At 57.2% G+C, this 18,013-nt stretch carries 9 protein-coding genes and 1 pseudogene; 9 read left to right on the top strand and 1 reads right to left on the bottom strand.

What is annotated here, in order from left to right; all coding sequences use genetic code 11:
* Positions 1–3: 3 nt before the first annotated feature.
* The 8 genes and pseudogenes from bcsQ (at position 4) to L3069_RS21510 (ending at position 15,664) form a co-directional block, all read left to right on the top strand.
* Entirely contained in the window at positions 4–756 is a 753-nt protein-coding gene (bcsQ, locus tag L3069_RS21545; RefSeq protein ID WP_023307157.1) for a cellulose biosynthesis protein BcsQ, read from the top strand.
* Positions 753–3,368: pseudogene (gene bcsA, locus L3069_RS21540) on the top strand (UDP-forming cellulose synthase catalytic subunit). The gene bcsQ and the pseudogene bcsA overlap by 4 nt, the downstream one beginning before the upstream one ends.
* A 10-nt stretch (positions 3,369–3,378) precedes the next feature.
* Entirely contained in the window at positions 3,379–5,802 is a 2,424-nt protein-coding gene (gene bcsB / locus L3069_RS21535) for a cellulose biosynthesis cyclic di-GMP-binding regulatory protein BcsB (protein WP_071785220.1), read from the top strand.
* 6 nt (positions 5,803–5,808) lie between these two features.
* Positions 5,809–6,915 carry a cellulose synthase complex periplasmic endoglucanase BcsZ gene (bcsZ, locus tag L3069_RS21530; RefSeq protein WP_038416894.1) on the top strand — a complete coding sequence of 369 codons (1,107 nt, stop codon included), beginning with the start codon at positions 5,809–5,811 and terminating at the stop codon, positions 6,913–6,915.
* The gene (gene bcsC, locus L3069_RS21525; RefSeq protein WP_038418059.1) at positions 6,897–10,379 is read left to right on the top strand and encodes a cellulose synthase complex outer membrane protein BcsC; all 3,483 of its coding nucleotides are present in this window, start codon (positions 6,897–6,899) and stop codon (positions 10,377–10,379) included. The genes bcsZ and bcsC overlap by 19 nt, the downstream gene beginning before the upstream one ends.
* Positions 10,380–10,499: 120 nt before the next feature.
* Complete coding sequence (hmsP, locus tag L3069_RS21520) at positions 10,500–12,506, top strand: biofilm formation regulator HmsP (RefSeq protein WP_023307153.1); 2,007 nt, start codon at positions 10,500–10,502, stop codon at positions 12,504–12,506.
* Between the two features lie 159 nt (positions 12,507–12,665).
* The gene (gene dctA, locus L3069_RS21515) at positions 12,666–13,952 is read left to right on the top strand and encodes a C4-dicarboxylate transporter DctC (protein WP_022649724.1); all 1,287 of its coding nucleotides are present in this window, start codon (positions 12,666–12,668) and stop codon (positions 13,950–13,952) included.
* A 221-nt stretch (positions 13,953–14,173) separates the two neighbouring features.
* Complete coding sequence (locus L3069_RS21510; protein ID WP_038416892.1) at positions 14,174–15,664, top strand: pitrilysin family protein; 1,491 nt, start codon at positions 14,174–14,176, stop codon at positions 15,662–15,664.
* A 361-nt stretch (positions 15,665–16,025) separates the two neighbouring features.
* Here L3069_RS21510 and L3069_RS21505 read toward each other — a convergent pair whose 3' ends face one another.
* Positions 16,026–16,955, bottom strand: a complete 930-nt coding sequence (locus L3069_RS21505; protein ID WP_022649722.1) for a sugar kinase — start codon at positions 16,953–16,955, stop codon at positions 16,026–16,028.
* A 230-nt stretch (positions 16,956–17,185) separates the two neighbouring features.
* Between L3069_RS21505 and pdeH the strand changes: the two genes are divergently transcribed.
* Positions 17,186–17,959 (top strand): cyclic-guanylate-specific phosphodiesterase, encoded by a 774-nt coding sequence (gene pdeH, locus L3069_RS21500; protein ID WP_015571521.1) that lies wholly within the window; start codon positions 17,186–17,188, stop codon positions 17,957–17,959.
* The last annotated feature ends 54 nt before the right edge of the window (positions 17,960–18,013 follow it).

Genomic DNA, 18,013 nt, shown 5'->3' with positions numbered 1-18,013 from the left:
TTGATGGCCGTACTAGGATTACAGGGCGTCCGTGGTGGAGTGGGTACAACTTCCGTAACCGCGGCGCTGGCGTGGTCATTACAGGTTTTAGGTGAATCAGTACTGGTTATTGATGCCTGCTCCGATAATTTGCTGCGCATGTCATTCAATGTCGACTTTACACATGAAAACGGCTGGGGGCGCGCGCTTCTGGACGATAAAGACTGGCGGGATGCGGGTTTGCGCTATACCTCCCAGCTCGATTTGCTTCCCTTTGGTCAGATGACGGAAACCGAACGCGGGAATGAAGCTGCGTTTCAGCGCCTGTTCTCTCGCTTCACCACCGCTTTGCAGAGTCTGAAAGAGAGCGGACACTATCAGTGGATCCTGCTGGACCTGCCGCACGGCGCCGCGTCGCTGACCCGCCAGCTTCTGGCGCAGTGCGACCATGTGCTCTCCATTGCGAACGTAGATGCGAATTGTCATATCCGTCTGCATCAACAGGCAATGCCTGCCAATGCCCATATTCTGATTAACGATCTGCGCATTGGCAGCCAGATCCAGGACGATCTGTACCAGGTCTGGCTCCAGAGTCAGCGCCGCCTGTTGCCAATGGTTATCCATCGTGACGAAGCGATGGCGGAGTGCCTCGCTTCCAAACAACCGCTTGGGGAGTACCGTAGTGATTCACTGGCGGCAGAAGAGATCCTGACGCTGGCCAACTGGTGTCTGCTGCACTTTGCGAAACGGCCGGAGCCTGCCGGGAGTTCAGTATGAGCCGCCTGACCAACTGGTTGCTCATCCCGCCGGTCAGTTCGCGCTTAAGTGAACGCTACCGCCATTACCGTCATCACGGCGCCTCATCGCTGAGCGCTGCGCTGGGCTGCTTCTGGATGATTCTGGCGTGGATGTTCATCCCCCTCGAACATCCACGCTGGCAACGTATTCGTGCGCGCCACGGTGAACTCTATCCGCATATCAACCCTGACAAGCCGCGTCCGCTCGATCCCGCGCGCTACGCTATACAGTCCATCTGGCTTCTGGCGACCTCAACGGGTGCGGAGAAAAAAACGTCACGCTGGCGCAGCTTCGATCGCGTGCAGAACTTACGTGAACACTATCACCAGTGGCTTAACCGGCTACCCGACCGGGTTGGCGATAGAACAGGTCATTTAGATAATCACAAAGAGCTCGGGCACCTTCACCCGGGCTTACGGCGTTTTATTCTCGGCGTGGTGGTGGTGTTCTCGCTCATACTGGCGCTGGTCTGTATTACCCAGCCCTTCAACCCGCTGGCACAGTTTACCTTCCTGATCCTGCTGTGGGGCGTGGCGCTGCTGGTGCGGCGCATTCCGGGGCGTTTTTCTGCCCTGATGCTGATCGTGCTGTCGCTGACCGTTTCCTGCCGCTACATCTGGTGGCGATATACCTCAACGCTGAACTGGGACGATCCGGTCAGCCTGGTGTGTGGGTTAGTGCTGCTGTTTGCTGAGACCTACGCCTGGATCGTGCTGGTGCTGGGTTACTTCCAGGTTATCTGGCCGCTGAATCGACAGCCGGTGCCGCTGCCAAAAGACACGACCCAGTGGCCAACGGTGGACCTCTTCGTGCCGACCTACAACTAAGACCTGTCGGTGGTGAAAAACACCATTTACGCCGCGCTGGGTATCGACTGGCCGAAGGATAAAATCAAAATCTGGATCCTCGATGACGGTGGCCGCGCCGAGTTCCGCCAGTTCGCGGACGAAGTAGGGGTCGAGTACATCGCCCGTACCACGCATGAACACGCTAAGGCCGGTAACATCAACAATGCGCTGAAATATGCCAAAGGGGAGTTCGTCTCTATTTTCGACTGCGACCACGTGCCAACGCGCTCGTTCCTGCAAATGACCATGGGCTGGTTCCTGAAGGAGAAAGAGCTGGCGATGATGCAGACGCCGCACCACTTCTTCTCACCGGACCCGTTTGAACGTAACCTCGGTCGTTTTCGTAAAACCCCGAACGAGGGCACACTGTTCTATGGCCTGGTGCAGGACGGGAACGACATGTGGGACGCAACGTTCTTCTGCGGCTCCTGTGCGGTGATCCGCCGTAAACCGCTGGATGAAATTGGCGGGATCGCCGTCGAGACGGTCACGGAAGATGCGCACACTTCGCTGCGTCTGCACCGTCTTGGCTATACCTCCGCCTACATGCGCATTCCTCAGGCGGCGGGGCTGGCCACGGAATCCCTGTCGGCGCACATCGGCCAGCGTATTCGCTGGGCGCGCGGCATGGTGCAAATTTTCCGCCTCGATAACCCGCTGATGGGTAAAGGACTGAAACTGGCGCAACGGCTGTGCTACGTCAACGCCATGTTCCACTTCCTGTCGGGTATTCCACGGCTTATCTTCCTCACTGCGCCGCTGGCGTTCCTGCTTCTTCACGCTTACATCATCTATGCGCCTGCGCTGATGATTGCCCTGTTCGTTCTGCCGCACATGATCCACGCCAGCCTGACGAACTCGAAGATTCAGGGGAAATATCGCCATTCGTTCTGGAGTGAAATCTACGAAACGGTGCTGGCCTGGTATATCGCGCCGCCAACCATGGTGGCGCTGATTAACCCGCATAAAGGGAAATTCAACGTCACCGCGAAGGGCGGGCTGGTGGAAGAGGAGTATGTCGACTGGGTGATCTCCCGGCCCTATATCTTCCTGGTGCTGCTGAATATTGTGGGCGTGATTGTTGGGGTCTGGCGCTACTTCTACGGCCCGGAAAACGAAATTCTGACGGTCTTCGTGAGTATGGCGTGGGTGTTTTATAACCTGGTTATCCTCGGTGGCGCGGTGGCGGTATCGGTGGAGAGCAAACAGGTTCGCCGCGCGCATCGCGTCGAAATCAGCATGCCAGCGGCCATTGCCCGCGACGATGGACATCTCTTCTCCTGTACCGTACATGACTTTTCGGATGGCGGTCTGGGTATCAAGATCAACGGTCAGGCGAAGGTGCTTGAGGGGCAGAAGGTCAACCTATTGCTTAAGCGCGGCCAGCAGGAGTATGTCTTCCCGACGCAGGTGGTGCGTGTGAGAGGAAATGAAGTGGGTCTGCAACTGATGCCGCTGACTAAAAAGCAACACATTGATTTTGTGCAGTGTACGTTTGCCCGCGCGGATACGTGGGCTCTCTGGCAGGACAGCTTCCCTGAGGATAAGCCTCTGGAAAGCCTGCTGGATATTCTTAAGCTGGGGTTCCGTGGCTATCGTCACCTTGCAGAATTTGCCCCGTCGTCGGTGAAATTAATTTTCCGGTCACTTACTTCACTGGTTTCCTGGGTCGTGTCGTTCATTCCGCGTCGACCTGAGCGAGATGAAGCGAAGCAGGCGGACCCGGTTATGGCTCAACAATGATGATAACGCGATGAAAACAAAACTTTCCTGGTTATGTGCAGTGGCAATGGGGATGAGTGCGCTCCCTGCAACAGTGGCTAACGCGGCGCCTGATAACGCAGCGACCACACCCGCGCCAACGGTGCCTGTCGTCGCGCAAGCGACCGATCCGGTAGTGACGGCGGCGCCGGGGCAGACGGAAAACGTCGTCCCGAATCAGCCGACGACGGGGAATACGCTGCCCGCCGACAACCCGGTGGTTGGGCAGGTTATGCCTGGCGTGCCGGGAGCCAGTGCACCGGTGGTTGCGGAAAATACGCCGTCGCGTGACGTTAAGCTGACGTTCGCCCAGATCGCGCCTCCTCCGGGCAGCATGGTTCTGCGCGGCATCAACCCAAATGGCGGTGTCGAATTCGGTATGCGTAGCGATGAAGTCGTGTCGAAAGCGATGCTCAACCTGGAATACACGCCGTCGCCGTCGCTGCTGCCGGTGCAATCCCAGCTTAAGGTCTATCTGAATGATGAGCTGATGGACGTCCTGCCCGTCACCAAAGAGCAACTGGGTAAGAAAACCCTGGCTCAGGTGCCGATTAACCCGCTGTTTATCACCGACTTTAACCGCGTGCGTCTGGAATTTGTCGGCCATTACCGCGATGTCTGTGAAAACCCGGCCAGCAGCACCCTGTGGCTGGATGTTGGTCGTAACTCTTCGCTTCAGATGACCTATCAGCCGCTGGCGTTGAAAAACGATCTCTCCGCCTTCCCGGTGCCGTTCTTCGACCCGCGTGATAACCGTCCGCTGAACCTGCCGATGGTGTTTGCGGGCTCTCCTGATGTGACCGAACAGCTGGCGGCCTCTATCGTGGCATCCTGGTTTGGTTCCCGCTCCGGCTGGCGTGGTCAAAGTTTCCCGGTCATGTACGACAAAATGCCAGACAAAAACGCGATTGTGTTTGCCACCAATGCCAAACGCCCGGCATTCCTGCGTGACCATCCGGAGGTGAAAGCACCCACCATCGAGATGATCAGCCATCCGGACAATCCGTACGTGAAGCTGCTGGTGATCTTCGGCCGTGATGACAAAGATCTGGTGCAGGCGGCGAAGGGCATTGCGCAGGGAAATATCCTGTTCCGCGGTAACAGCGTTGTGGTGGATGAGGTGAAACCGCTGCTGGCGCGTAAGCCTTATGATGCGCCGAACTGGGTACGTACCGACCGGGCAATCACCTTTGGCGAGCTGAAAACCTATGAAGAGCAATTGCAGTCAACCGGGCTTGAACCTTCTCCTGTCAGCCTGTCGCTGAACCTGCCGCCGGATCTCTATCTGCTGCGCACCAACGGTATTGATATCAACCTGAACTACCGTTACACCGCGCCGGTAACCAAAGACAGCTCGCGCATGGATATCAGCCTCAACAACCAGTTCCTGCAATCCTTCAGCCTGACCAGCAGCCAGGAGACAAACCGGTTGATGCTTCGTCTGCCTGTATTGCAGGGGCTGCTGGATGGCAAAACCGATGTGTCGATCCCGGCGCTGAAGCTCGGTGCGGTGAACCAGCTGCGGTTTAACTTCCAGTATATGAACCCGATGCCGGGTGGATCGGTGGAAAACTGTATTACCTTCCAGCCGGTGCAAAACCACGTGGTGATTGGTGATGATTCCACAATCGACTTCTCGAAGTATTACCACTTTATCGCGATGCCGGATCTGCGTGCGTTTGCTAACGCCAGTTTCCCGTTCAGCCGCATGGCTGATCTCTCTGAATCGATTGTCGTGATGCCAAAAGCGGCCAACGAAGGCCAGGTTGCCACGCTGCTGGACACCATGGGCACCGTCGGGGCGCAAACCGGCTTACCGGCTATCAACGTGACGGTGACGGATGACGGTAGCCAGATCCAGAACAAAGATGCCGATATCATGGTCATCGGCAACATTCCGGACAAGCTGAAAGACGAGAAGCGCGTCGATCTGCTGGTGCAGGCGGCTCAGTCATGGGTCAACACGCCGCTGCGTCAGACCGAGTTCCCGAGCATCATGCCGGACAGCGGCGATCGCCAGGCCAATATCAGGACGACCGTAAGCTCAACGGGTCCGATGGCTGCGATTGTCGGTTTCCAGTCTCCGTATAACGACCAGCGCAGCGTGATCGCCCTGCTTGCGGACAGCCCGCGCGGCTATGAGCTGCTCAACACGGCCATGAACGACAGCGGTAAACGGGCGGCAATGTTCGGTTCCGTCTCGGTGATCCGTGAGTCGGGGGTAAACAGCCTGCGCGTGGGGGATGTCTACTACGTCGGTCATCTGCCGTGGTTCGAACGCCTGTGGTACGCCCTCTCTAACCACCCGGTGCTGCTGGCCGTGCTGGCTGCGCTCAGCGTTGTATTGCTGGCGTGGGTATTGTGGCGTCTGCTGCGAATCATCAGCCGTCGTCGTCTTAACCCGGACCATGAGTAAGCCGTGATGAAAATCTTTCGCGGGTGTGTAGTCGCAGCGTTGATGCTGGCGGCGGCGAATCTGCATGCCGCCTGTCGCTGGCCTGCCTGGGAGACGTTCAAACAGGATTATATGAGCGAAAGTGGGCGCGTCATTGATCCCAGTGACGCGCGCAAAATTACCACCTCCGAAGGGCAAAGTTACGGACTGTTCTTTGCCCTAACAGCAAACGATCGCAAGACGTTTGATCTGCTGCTGACATGGACGCGCGATAACCTTGCCGAGGGGGATTTAGCCCAACATCTCCCGGCGTGGCTATGGGGAAAAAAGGACGACAACACCTGGGCGGTTATCGACCCTAACTCCGCGTCCGATGCCGATATCTGGATTGCCTGGTCGCTGCTGGAAGCCGGGCGGCTGTGGAAAAATCCCGATTACACACGCACGGGTAAGGCGCTGTTGACGCGCATTGCCAGTGAGGAAGTGGTGAAGGTGCCGGGGCTGGGTTCTATGCTGCTGCCGGGTAAAGTCGGTTTTGCCGATGAGAGTGTCTGGCGCTTCAACCCCAGCTACCTGCCGCCGCAGCTTGCGAGCTATTTCACCCGTTTCGGCGCACCGTGGACAACGCTCCGTGAAACCAACCTGCGTCTGCTGCTGGAGACCGCGCCAAAAGGATTTTCCCCGAACTGGGTGAAATACCAGAAAAAGGGCGGCTGGCAGTTGAAGCAGGATACGACCCTGATCGGCAGTTACGATGCGATTCGCGTCTATCTGTGGGTAGGGATGATGAACGATAACGATCCGCAAAAAGCCCGGCTACTGGCGCGTTTCAAGCCCATGGCGACCACCACAATCAAACAAGGCTTACCGCCGGAAAAAGTGGACGTAGCGACCGGGAAACGTACCGGAGATGGGCCGGTAGGGTTTTCTGCCTCCCTGCTTCCATTTTTACAAGAACGGGACGCGCAGGCGGTGCAACGCCAGCGTGTCGCCGATCGTTTTCCCGATAACAATGCTTATTACAGCTACGTTCTGACCCTCTTTGGACAAGGGTGGGATCAGCATCGTTTTCGTTTCACCGCGCAAGGTGAATTACTACCGGATTGGGGCCAGGAATGCGTACGTTCACACTAAATCTACTCGCCTTATCGCTTGGCCTGGCGCTCATGCCCCTGGCCCAGGCCGCCAACTCCCCGCAGCAGAGACAGCTGCTGGAACAGGTTCGTCTGGGGGAATCCAACCAGCGTGAGGATTTGGTGCGCCAGTCGCTCTATCGCCTTGAGCTGATCGACCCCAACAACCCGGACGTGATTGCCGCTCGCTTCCGCTACCTGTTACGACAGGGGGATACGGCGGGCGCGCAAAAAGAGCTGGATCGCCTGAAAGGAATGGCACCCGATTCCAGTGCGTACCAGTCCTCCCGTACGACCATGCTGCTCTCCACGCCGGATGGTCGGCAGGCCCTCCAGCAGGCTCGCCTGCTCGCCACCACCGGGCACACGCAGGAAGCTATTGCCGCGTATGACAAACTGTTTGACGGTAATCCGCCCAGCGGCGACATCGCGACGGAGTACTGGAACGTGGTGGCGAAAGAGCCTGCCCGCCGCAATCTGGCCATTAATCAGCTGAAGAAAATCAACGCCAGCAGTCCGGGCAACGCCCCGCTACAGGCTTCGCTGGCGCAGCTTCTGTTCCAGAGCGGACGGCGTGATGAAGGGTTTGCGGTGTTACAGGAGATGGCCAAATCGAACAATGGCCGCAGTCAGGCGTCGGACATGTGGTACCAGCAGATCAAAGATCAGCCGGCCAGCAGCGCCAGCGTTACCGCGTTGCAACAATACCTGAGCGTGTTCAGCGATGGCGATAACGTGACGGCGGCGCGCGCCCAGCTTGAAGCGCAGCAAAAACAGCTCGCCGATCCGGCGTTTCGCGCCAAAGCCGAAGGGTTAGCCGCAGTGGATGCCGGGCAGGGCAGTAAAGCGGTAACGGAGTTGCAGAAAGCAGTCAGCGCCAACCACGCCGACAGTGAAGCCGTAGGCGCGCTGGGGCAGGCCTATTCGCAGAAAGGCGATCGCGCCCGCGCGGTTGCGCAGTTTGAAAAGGCGATCGCCCTCGATCCGCAGAGCGACAACCGGGGCAAATGGGACAGCCTGCTGAAGGTTAACCGATACTGGCTGCTGATCCAGCAGGGTGACAACGCCCTGAAAGCCAACAAGACAGCCCAGGCGGAACGCTATTATCAGCAGGCGCGCAACATTGACAATACGGACAGCTACGCGGTCCTGGGGCTGGGTGACGCGGCGGCGGCGCGCAAAGATAACGACGCGGCTGAACGCTATTATCGCCAGGCATTGCGGATGGACAGCGGCAACAGCAACGCGGTACGCGGTCTTGCCAAGATTTATCGCGAGCAGTCTCCGGAGAAGGCGACGCAGTTTATTCAGTCGCTCTCTGCCAGCCAGCGCCGCAGCATTGATGATATTGAACGTAGCCTGACGAACGAGCAGCTCTCGGCTCAGGCTGAACAGCTGGAAAGCCAGGGAAACTATGCGCAGGCCGCAGAAATTCAGCGCCGACGCCTTGCGCTTTCCCCGGGCGACGTGTGGATCACCTACCGGCTATCACGCGATCTGTATAGCGCGGGTCAGCGCAGCCAGGCGGATAACCTGATGCGTCAGCTGGCAAGCCAGAAACCGGGCGATCCGGATCAGGTTTACGCCAGCGGGCTTTACCTGTCCGGTAACGATCTGGACCGGGCCGCGCTGGCGCATCTGAACACGCTGCCGCGCGACAAGTGGAACGGCAACATCCAGGCGCTGGCGGACCGCCTGCAAAGTAACCAGGTGCTGGAAAACGCCAACCGCCTGCGCGACGGTGGAAAAGAGCAGGAGGCGGAAGCGCTGCTTCGCCAGCAGCCCCCGTCCACTCGTATCGACTTAACGCTGGCGGACTGGGCTGAACAGCGTGGCGATCATGAGGCCGCGAAAACCGCCTACAACACCGTCCTGCAACGGGAACCGCAGAACGAAGACGCAATTCTCGGCCTGACCGAAGTCAATCTTGCTCAGGGCAACAGGGACGCCGCTCGCGCTGAGCTGGCGAAACTGCCCGCGGCACAAAACGGCGAACCGCTCTCCCTCAATATGCAGCGCCGGATCGCCATGGCGCAGGCCGGTCTGGGTGATCCTGCCGCGGCAGAAAAGACCTTCAACGCCATTGTTCCTCAGGCAAAATCGCAGCCGCCTTCTATGGAAAGCGCGCTGGTGATGCGTGATGCCGCCCGTTTCCAGGCGCAAAACGGCCAGCCTCAGCAGGCGCTGGACACCTGGAAAGATGCGATGGTCTCATCGGGCATCACGACGACCCGTCCGACCGATAACGACAGCTTTACGCGTCTTACGCGTAACGATGAGAAAGATGACTGGCTGAAGCGCGGCGTGCGCAGCGATGCAGGCGATCTTTATCGTCAGCAGGATCTGAACGTCACGCTGCAACACGACTACTGGGGATCCAGCGGCACGGGGGGCTATTCCGACCTGAAAGCGCACACCACTATGCTCCAGGTGGATGCGCCGCTATCGGATGGCCGCATGTTCTTCCGTAGCGATCTGGTCAATATGAACGCCGGTTCCTTTGACACCAATAACGGAACCTACGATCCGACATGGGGTACCTGCGCCGAAACGCCATGTCACGGCAGCACGAACCAGTCGGCCAACGGCGCCAGCGTGGCCGTCGGCTGGCAGAACAGCACCTGGGCGTGGGACATCGGTACAACGCCGATGGGCTTCGACGTGGTCGATGTGGTGGGCAGCCTGAGCTACAGCAACGACTTGGGGCCGATTGGCTACACCCTGAACGCCCATCGTCGTCCGATTTCCAGCTCTGTGCTGGCCTTCGCCGGGCAAAAAGATCCTAATACCGACACCACCTGGGGCGGCGTGCGTGCTACCGGTGGCGGCGTGAGCATGAGCTACGACAAAGGCGAAGCTAACGGGATCTGGTCAAGCCTGAGTGCCGACAGCCTCACCGGGAAGAATGTCGAAGATAACTGGCGGGTCCGCTGGATGACCGGCTATTACTACAAGCTTATCAATCAGAACAACGAGCGTCTGACGGTCGGTGTGTCCAACATGCTCTGGCATTACGATAAGGATTTAAGTGGCTATTCGCTGGGCCAGGGCGGTTACTACAGTCCCCAGGAGTATGTGTCGTTCGCCTTACCGGTGAACTGGCGTAAACGCACAGAGAACTGGTCATGGGAACTGGGCGGTTCCGTCTCATGGTCCCATTCAAAAACAAAAGATGTGATGCGTTATCCGTTGCAGGGGCTGATACCGGACAATGAGCCAGGCCGTTATACCGATAAAGGTGTGATGGGAACCGGAAGTAGCTCGTCAGGGACGGGTTATACCGCAAGGGCGATTGTTGAACGCCGTGTGACGTCCAACTGGTTTGTCGGTCTGGGCGTCGATATTCAGGAAGCGAAAGACTATACCCCGAGCCATGCGTTGCTCTATGTTCGGTATTCTGCCGCAGGCTGGCAGGGTGATATGGACTTACCGCCGGAACCGCTGGTGCCTTATGCAGACTGGTGATCGGATTTTTGCTTAATCTAATTGTAAGTCTCTCTTAAAAGTGCAGCTATCGGGTATACTCGGGCGCACCAGGTTTACGCCCTGGTGCGCCCTGCGCTTCGAGTTTTGTGGAGAGTCATTTTGCGTGTCAGCCGTTCCTTAACGATCAAACAGATGGCGATGGTGTCTGCCGTCACAATGCTGTTTGTCTTCATCTTCTGCGTCATTTTGCTGTTTCATTCCGTACAGCAGAATCGCTATAACACGGCTTCGCAACTGGAAAGTATTGCCCGCTCGGTGCGGGAACCCCTGTCGGCCTCGATCCTGAAAGGGGATATCCCCGAGGCGGAATCCATCCTGAAGCGCATTCAGCCCGCCGGTATCGTGAGCCGCGCCGACGTCGTGCTGCCGAACCAGTTCCAGGCGCTGCGGATGAGCTTTATCCCGGAGCGTCCCGTCCCGATGATGGTGATGCGCCTGTTTGAACTGCCGGTGCAGATTTCCCTGCCTCTCTATTCCCTGGAAAGACCGGCTAACCCGCAGCCGCTGGCCTATCTGGTACTACAGGCGGACTCGTACCGCATGTATAAATTCGTCATGAGTTGGGTTGCTACGTTAGTGACTACTTACTTACTTTTGACCTTAATGTTGAGCGTGGCGCTGACGTGGTGCATCAACCGGTTAATTGTGCATCCGTTGCGCCGCATAGCCCGGGAGCTGAATGACCTCTCTCCGCAGGAGCATATGGGGCATCAGCTTCCCTTGCCGCGTCTGCATCACGACGATGAAATCGGCATGCTGGTCCGCAGTTACAATATCAACCAGCAGCGTGTCCTGCGTCAGCAGGAAGAGGTCAGTAATAACGCCACCCGTTTCCCGGTTTCCGACCTGCCAAACAAAGCGTTTTTAATGGCCCTGCTGGAGCAGACCGTCGCTCGCCAGCAGACCACCGCGCTGATGGTGATTGCCTGCGAGACCTTGCAGGACACGACGGGCGTGCTGAAAGAGAGCCAGCGCGAGATGCTATTACTGACGCTGGTGGAAAAAATCAAATCTGTGCTGGCGCCGCGCATGGTACTTACCCAGGTCAGCGGCTATGACCTGGTGGTGATTGCGCACGGTGTAAAAGAGCCGTGGCACGCTATTACGTTAGGTCAGCAAGTACTCACTGTCATAAATGAGCGGCTACCCATTCAGGGTATCCAGCTACGCCCAAGTGCCAGCATTGGTATCGCAATGTACTACGGTGGTCTGACCGCCGAGCAGTTATACCGTCGGGCTTTCTCAGCAGCGTTTACCGCGCGCCGAAAAGGCAAAAACCAGATCCAGTTCTTTGATCCGGAGCAAATGGAAAAAGCCCAGCAGCGCCTGACGGAAGAGAGCGACATTCTGACGGCGATGGACAATCGCCAGTTTGCGCTCTGGCTACAGCCGCAGGTGGATTTGCGCACGGGTGAAGTGACCAGCGCCGAAGCGTTGCTGCGCATGCAGCAGCCGGACGGCACGTGGGAGCTGCCTGAGGGGATGATCGAACGTATCGAGTCCTGCGGCCTGATGGTCACCGTCGGATACTGGGTGCTGGAAGAGTCGTGCCGCCAGCTTGCGGCCTGGCAACAACGGGGCATCACGCTGCCGCTGTCGGTGAATCTTTCTGCGCTACAGCTGATGCACCCGACTATGGTGCCGGATATGCTCGAGTTGATCCATCGCTACCGCATCCAGCCCCACACGTTGATCCTGGAAGTCACCGAGAGCCGTTGTATTGACAATCCTGACGACGCTGTCGCCATTCTGAAACCGCTGCGTAATGCCGGGATCCGCATTGCGCTGGACGATTTTGGTATGGGGTATTCCGGCCTGCGTCAGCTCCAGCACATGAAAACCCTGCCGGTGGACGTCCTGAAAATCGACAAAACCTTTGTGAAAGGGCTGCCGGAGGATTGCAGCCTGGTGCAGGCCATTATCCAGATGGCGCACAGCCTGAACCTGCACGTGACTGCCGAAGGTATTGAGGCCGAAGCCCAGCGCGAGTGGCTGGCTGCGGCGGGTGTGGAGAGCGGTCAGGGCTTCCTGTTTGGCCGCGCCGTGCCGACGGATACCTTTGAGCGACGCTATCTCGCCGACGCTGGCAATAACGCAAAAGTGTAATTTTGTTGCTGGCTTGTGCGAGCCAGCTCAAAGTTCTTAACATTTGTGTTTCAAATTTGAACCCCGTTTATTTCTGTCCTGTTATGTGGGTGTTATTTTAAAGCCGCAGGTTAACCATAACCTTACAAAGCCTGTAGTTATTCTTTCCAGGGACACCCTATGAAAACCTCACTCTTCAAAAGTCTTTACTTCCAGGTCCTGACAGCCATCGCCATCGGTATTCTGCTCGGTCACTACTACCCGGAACTGGGCGCGCAAATGAAACCGCTTGGCGACGCGTTCGTTAAGCTCATCAAAATGATCATCGCGCCGGTCATCTTCTGTACCGTGGTGACCGGTATCGCCGGCATGGAAAGCATGAAGGCGGTCGGGCGTACGGGGGCGGTTGCCCTGCTGTACTTCGAGATTGTCAGTACCATCGCGCTGATTATCGGCCTGATTATTGTCAACGTGGTACAGCCTGGCGCGGGCATGAACGTTGACCCGGCCACGCTGGATGCGAAAGCGGTGGCGGTTTACGCTGAACAGGCGAAAGATCAGGGGATTGTTGCCTTCCTGCTGGACGTGATCCCGAGCAGCGTGATTGGCGCGTTCGCCAGCGGAAATATCCTCCAGGTACTGCTGTTTGCCGTGCTGTTTGGCTTTGCCCTGCACCGTCTTGGCAGCAAAGGTCAGCTGATTTTTAACGTCATTGAAAGCTTCTCGCAGGTTATCTTCGGCATCATCAACATGATTATGCGTCTGGCCCCGATTGGTGCCTTTGGCGCGATGGCCTTCACCATCGGGAAATACGGCGTCGGCACGCTGGTACAGCTTGGCCAGCTGATTATCTGCTTCTATATCACCTGTATTCTGTTTGTGGTGGTGGTGCTCGGCTCCATCGCTCGTGCGACCGGCTTCAGCATCTTCAAATTTATCCGTTACATTCGTGAAGAGCTGCTGATTGTCCTCGGCACATCCTCTTCTGAGTCCGCGCTGCCGCGTATGCTCGATAAAATGGAAAAGCTGGGCTGCCGTAAGTCAGTGGTGGGGCTGGTTATTCCTACGGGCTACTCCTTTAACCTGGACGGCACCTCGATTTACCTGACGATGGCGGCGGTCTTTATTGCTCAGGCCACCAACAGCCACATGGATATCTTCCATCAGATTACGCTGCTGGTCGTCCTCCTGCTCTCCTCGAAAGGGGCGGCGGGCGTAACGGGCAGCGGATTTATCGTGCTGGCGGCCACTATCTCAGCGGTTGGCCATCTGCCGGTGGCGGGTTTGGCCCTGATCCTCGGTATCGACCGCTTTATGTCTGAAGCCCGCGCGTTAACCAACCTGATTGGTAATGGTGTGGCGACGGTTGTGGTGGCGAAGTGGGTAAAAGAGCTGGATCACAAGAAACTTAACGATACGCTGAATAATCGCACATCTGAGGACAAAACCCCCGGTTTATCCTCTTAATCCCTCATAAATGCCCGTATTCCCTTGTGGGGATGCGGGCACCTGCGCATAATAACCGCTCATACCTGTCATATTTCGACAAAATTTTTTTGGGTATATTTCGCTTCCGCCCGTGACGTTTAGCCGAACACGCTGTCTAATCGGAAGGTTTTCATCGTCATCTTTGAGTGCTCACGTCGCGAGACACTCTCTTTAACCAGGAATGTTGATCAGGGGTTCACATGCAGGGCACAAAAATTCGACTCTTAACCGGCGGTTTGCTGATGATGGCAGCAGCCAGTTATGTGCAGGCAGATGCGCTCCAGCCAGACCCGGCCTGGCAACAGGGAACACTGGCGAACGGATTCCAGTGGCAGGTGTTATCCACTCCGCAACGTCCGAGCGATCGCATTGAAATTCGTCTGGCTGTGAATACCGGCTCCCTCACTGAAAGCACCCAGCAGACCGGCTTAAGCCATTTTATTCCTCGACTGGCGCTCACCCAGAGCGGCAGTTTGCAGGCGGTTCAGGTGCGTTCTTTATGGCAACAGGCCATCGATCCGAAACGCCCGCTGCCCCCGGCTGTGGTCTCCTATGACTACACCATGTTTAATCTGAGCCTGCCCAACAACCGTAACGATCTGCTTAAAGAAGCGCTTACCTATCTATCCGATGCCACCGGCAAACTGGCGATTACGCCTGAGACCGTAAACTATGCGTTGAGCAACAGCGACATGGTGGCGACCTGGCCGACGGATACCAAAGAAGGCTGGTGGCGCTACCGCCTGAAAGGGTCCACGCTGCTTGGACACGACCCGGCAGAACCGCTGAAACAGCCGGTTGATGCCGCGCAGGTGAAATCTTTCTACCAGCAGTGGTACACCCCGGATGCCATGACCCTCATTGTAGTGGGCAACGTGGACAGCCGTGCGGTGATAGAGCAGATCAACAAAGCCTTTGGCGATCTAAAAGGGAAGCGTGAAACGCCCGCCCCTGTTCCTACTTTGTCCCCGCTGCGTCCTGAGACGGTCAGTATCATGACGGATACCGTGCGTCAGGATCGTCTTTCGATGATGTGGGATACCGCCTGGCAGCCGATCCGTGAGTCCTCGGCGCTGTTGCGTTACTGGCGTGCGGACCTGGCGCGTGAAGCGCTGTTCTGGCATGTTCAGCAGACGCTCAGCAAGAACAACGTGAAAGACATTGGTCTGGGCTTTGACTGCCGCGTGCTGTTCCAGCGCGCCCAGTGCGCCATTAACGTCGAATCGCCGGGTGATAAGCTGAATGCCAATCTCGGCGTGGTGGCGAAAGAGCTGGCTAAAGTGCGTAAAGAGGGCCTGTCTGAAGAGGAATTTAACGCCCTGGTGGCGCAGAAATCCCTCGAATTGCAGAAACTGTTTGCCACCTATGCCCGCGCCGATACCGATATCTTAATCAGCCAGCGCATTCGCTCCTTACAGAATCAGGTCGTGGATATCGCGCCGGAGCAGTATCAGAAATTGCGTCAGGATTTCCTGAACGGTCTGACCGTGGAGATGCTGAATCAGGATCTGCGGCAGCAGCTGTCTCAGGATATGGCGTTGATTCTGTTGCAGCCGAAAGGTGAGCCGGAATATGACATGAAAGAGTTAAAGGCCACCTGGAACGCCATCATGGCGACGCCGTCGCAGCCAGTACAGGCGGCGGCCGATGATTTGCACCAGGATGCGAGCGATATTCCGCAGGGCCAGTAAGGCCCTGCGTTCCCTCTCCCTGTGGGCTGAGGGATTTTATGCAGAAGCAATAAAGTTGCTTTCTAAATGACTGAGGGCTGTCAGCGATGCCCTGGTCCGGCTGTAAATCGCTGAGGCGTTTGCCTTCCGGCCGGGGCGAGGCACAGGGATGCGCCGGGAGCCCGGGTCGCCAGGGTGGTGGCGACTGAGCCACCCTGGCACGTTCACCGGTCATGTCGTTACAGAGTAGCAAGGAACATAAAGTGAACGGAATGACCACCACCGCCGTATGTTCCCCTCACCCTAACCCTCTCCCCGGAGGGGCGAGGGGATTGCTCAGTGCTCGCATTAATTTGTGGGGAACCCTCAGCCCGCCCATTCCTTAAGCAGGCATCGCCTCGCGCGGAATAATCGCTCCGCGATACTGAATCACCGTGCTGGCCGTCAAGTGTCCGCGCTGCGCTGCCGCTTCTGGCGTACCTCCCGTCAAACGTACCGCCAGATACCCCGCGCTGAAAGAATCGCCCGCCGCAGTGGTATCGATCACTTTCTCTTTCGCCAGCTTCACCGCCGGCACCTCTGTCACGGCTTCACCCGCCACCGCCACCAGGCAAGACTCCGCCCCGCGCTTAATCACCACTTCGCTGACCCCAGCGGCCTGCGTCCGGGCGATGACCTCATCAACCGGCTTTTCACCCCACAGGGCATCTTCATCGTCCAGCGTCAGGAAGGCGATATCGGTGCATTCCAGCATCTGCTGATACACCTGCTGCGTCTCTTCGCGGCTGGCCCAGAGGCGCGGACGGTAGTTGTTATCGAAAATCACCTTACCGCCGTTGGCACGGCATTCGCGCAGCAGTGACAGCAGCTTTTCACGGCTCTGCTGGCTCAGGATCGCCAGGCTGATCCCGCTCAGGTAGAGGTAATCGAAGGTGGCCAGCTCTTCGCAAATCGCAGCGGCGGCATCGCTTTCCAGCCAGAATTTGGCAGCCGCTTCATTACGCCAGTAATAGAAGGTGCGCTCGCCGGTACTGTCGGTTTCGATGTAGTACAAACCCGGCAGACGGTTTTCCATTCGCTGGATCAGCGAAGTTTCAACGTTTTCACCCTGCCAGGCCTCCAGCATCTGCTGGCTGAAGCTGTCCGTTCCCAGCGCGGTAACGTAGCTCACGCTCAGCGCGTCGGGGGCGACCTGACGGGCAATGTAAACGGAGGTGTTCAATGTATCGCCGCCAAAACCGCGGCTGACTTCCGCGCCTTTCTGGGACAGCTCAATCATGCATTCGCCAATCACGGCAATTTTCTTAGACATAGTCGTGAACCTGAACAGAGTAATTAAGAGTAGTGTGCGCTGTGTGTTTTTTACGGTCAACCATATTAAAACGACGTTCCATTATTTTTTTTGAGCCAGCGCGTGTTCCGGCATATTTCTGTCATCTTAATTTCATTTTCCCGCTGAATTGAACATAAAGTTCTCACCTGGCGGGCCGATAACTCAGTGACGAGTCCAGAAAGGCTATCCCATACAACAGGACATCCGAAATGAAGTCAGAGCAGGTTATCCAGCGGCTGAGCACTACGCCTGAGGCAAGTATTGAGAACTTGCAGGAGCATCGCTACTGGCTGCAATGTGAGCGAGCGTACACCTATCAGCCTATCTACCGTACTGACGGTCGGTTAATGGCAATTGAGGTGTTAACGGTCGTCACTCATCCATCGAACCCTTCGCAGCGTATCGCGCCGGACCGCTATTTTGCGGAGGTTGCCGTGCGTCAGCGCATCGACGTGCTGGAAGAGCAGTTGAGAATGCTGGCGACGAAGCAGGCGTTCTTCGAGCAGCACGGTATTCTGGCTTCGGTGAACGTGGATGGTCCAACCCTGATGGCGTTACGTCAGAATGCGACGCTGCAGGCGCTGATTGCCACCCTGCCGTGGATGCGCTTCGAGCTGGTGGAACATGTTCAGCTGCCGCAGGACTCCTCATTTGCCTCGATGTGTGAGTTTGGCCCGCTGTGGCTGGATGATTTCGGTACCGGTATGGCCAACTTCTCCGCCCTGAGCGAAGTGCGTTATGACTACATCAAAGTGGCCCGCGATCTGTTTATCATGCTGCGCCAGACACCGGAAGGACGGAACCTGTTTACGATGCTCCTGCAACTGATGAACCGCTATTGCCAGGGCGTCATTGTGGAAGGCGTGGAAACGCTGGAAGAGTGGCGCGACGTGCAAAATTCTCCGGCAGCGGCGGCACAGGGTTATTTCCTCTCTCGTCCTGTCCCCATGGATACCCTGGAAAAGGTGATAACCACCCTCTGATCTGCCCGCTTCCCTTTGTCTGAACTATAGTTTTAAAGGCAAGTTCATCAGGAA

The sequence above is a fragment of the Enterobacter cloacae complex sp. ECL411 genome (assembly GCF_021869665.1).
Lineage (GTDB): Bacteria > Pseudomonadota > Gammaproteobacteria > Enterobacterales > Enterobacteriaceae > Enterobacter > Enterobacter intestinihominis.
This window is presented reverse-complemented; position numbering and strand designations above follow the sequence as displayed.

Coding starts and splice junctions, on each gene's coding strand:
- bcsQ (WP_023307157.1), top strand. CDS start 4: ATGGCCGTACTAGGATTACAGGGCGTCCGTGGTGGAGTGGGTACAACT.
- dctA (WP_022649724.1), top strand. CDS start 12,666: ATGAAAACCTCACTCTTCAAAAGTCTTTACTTCCAGGTCCTGACAGCC.
- bcsC (WP_038418059.1), top strand. CDS start 6,897: ATGCGTACGTTCACACTAAATCTACTCGCCTTATCGCTTGGCCTGGCG.
- pdeH (WP_015571521.1), top strand. CDS start 17,186: ATGAAGTCAGAGCAGGTTATCCAGCGGCTGAGCACTACGCCTGAGGCA.
- L3069_RS21505 (WP_022649722.1), bottom strand. CDS start 16,955: ATGTCTAAGAAAATTGCCGTGATTGGCGAATGCATGATTGAGCTGTCC.
- bcsZ (WP_038416894.1), top strand. CDS start 5,809: ATGAAAATCTTTCGCGGGTGTGTAGTCGCAGCGTTGATGCTGGCGGCG.
- bcsB (WP_071785220.1), top strand. CDS start 3,379: ATGAAAACAAAACTTTCCTGGTTATGTGCAGTGGCAATGGGGATGAGT.
- L3069_RS21510 (WP_038416892.1), top strand. CDS start 14,174: ATGCAGGGCACAAAAATTCGACTCTTAACCGGCGGTTTGCTGATGATG.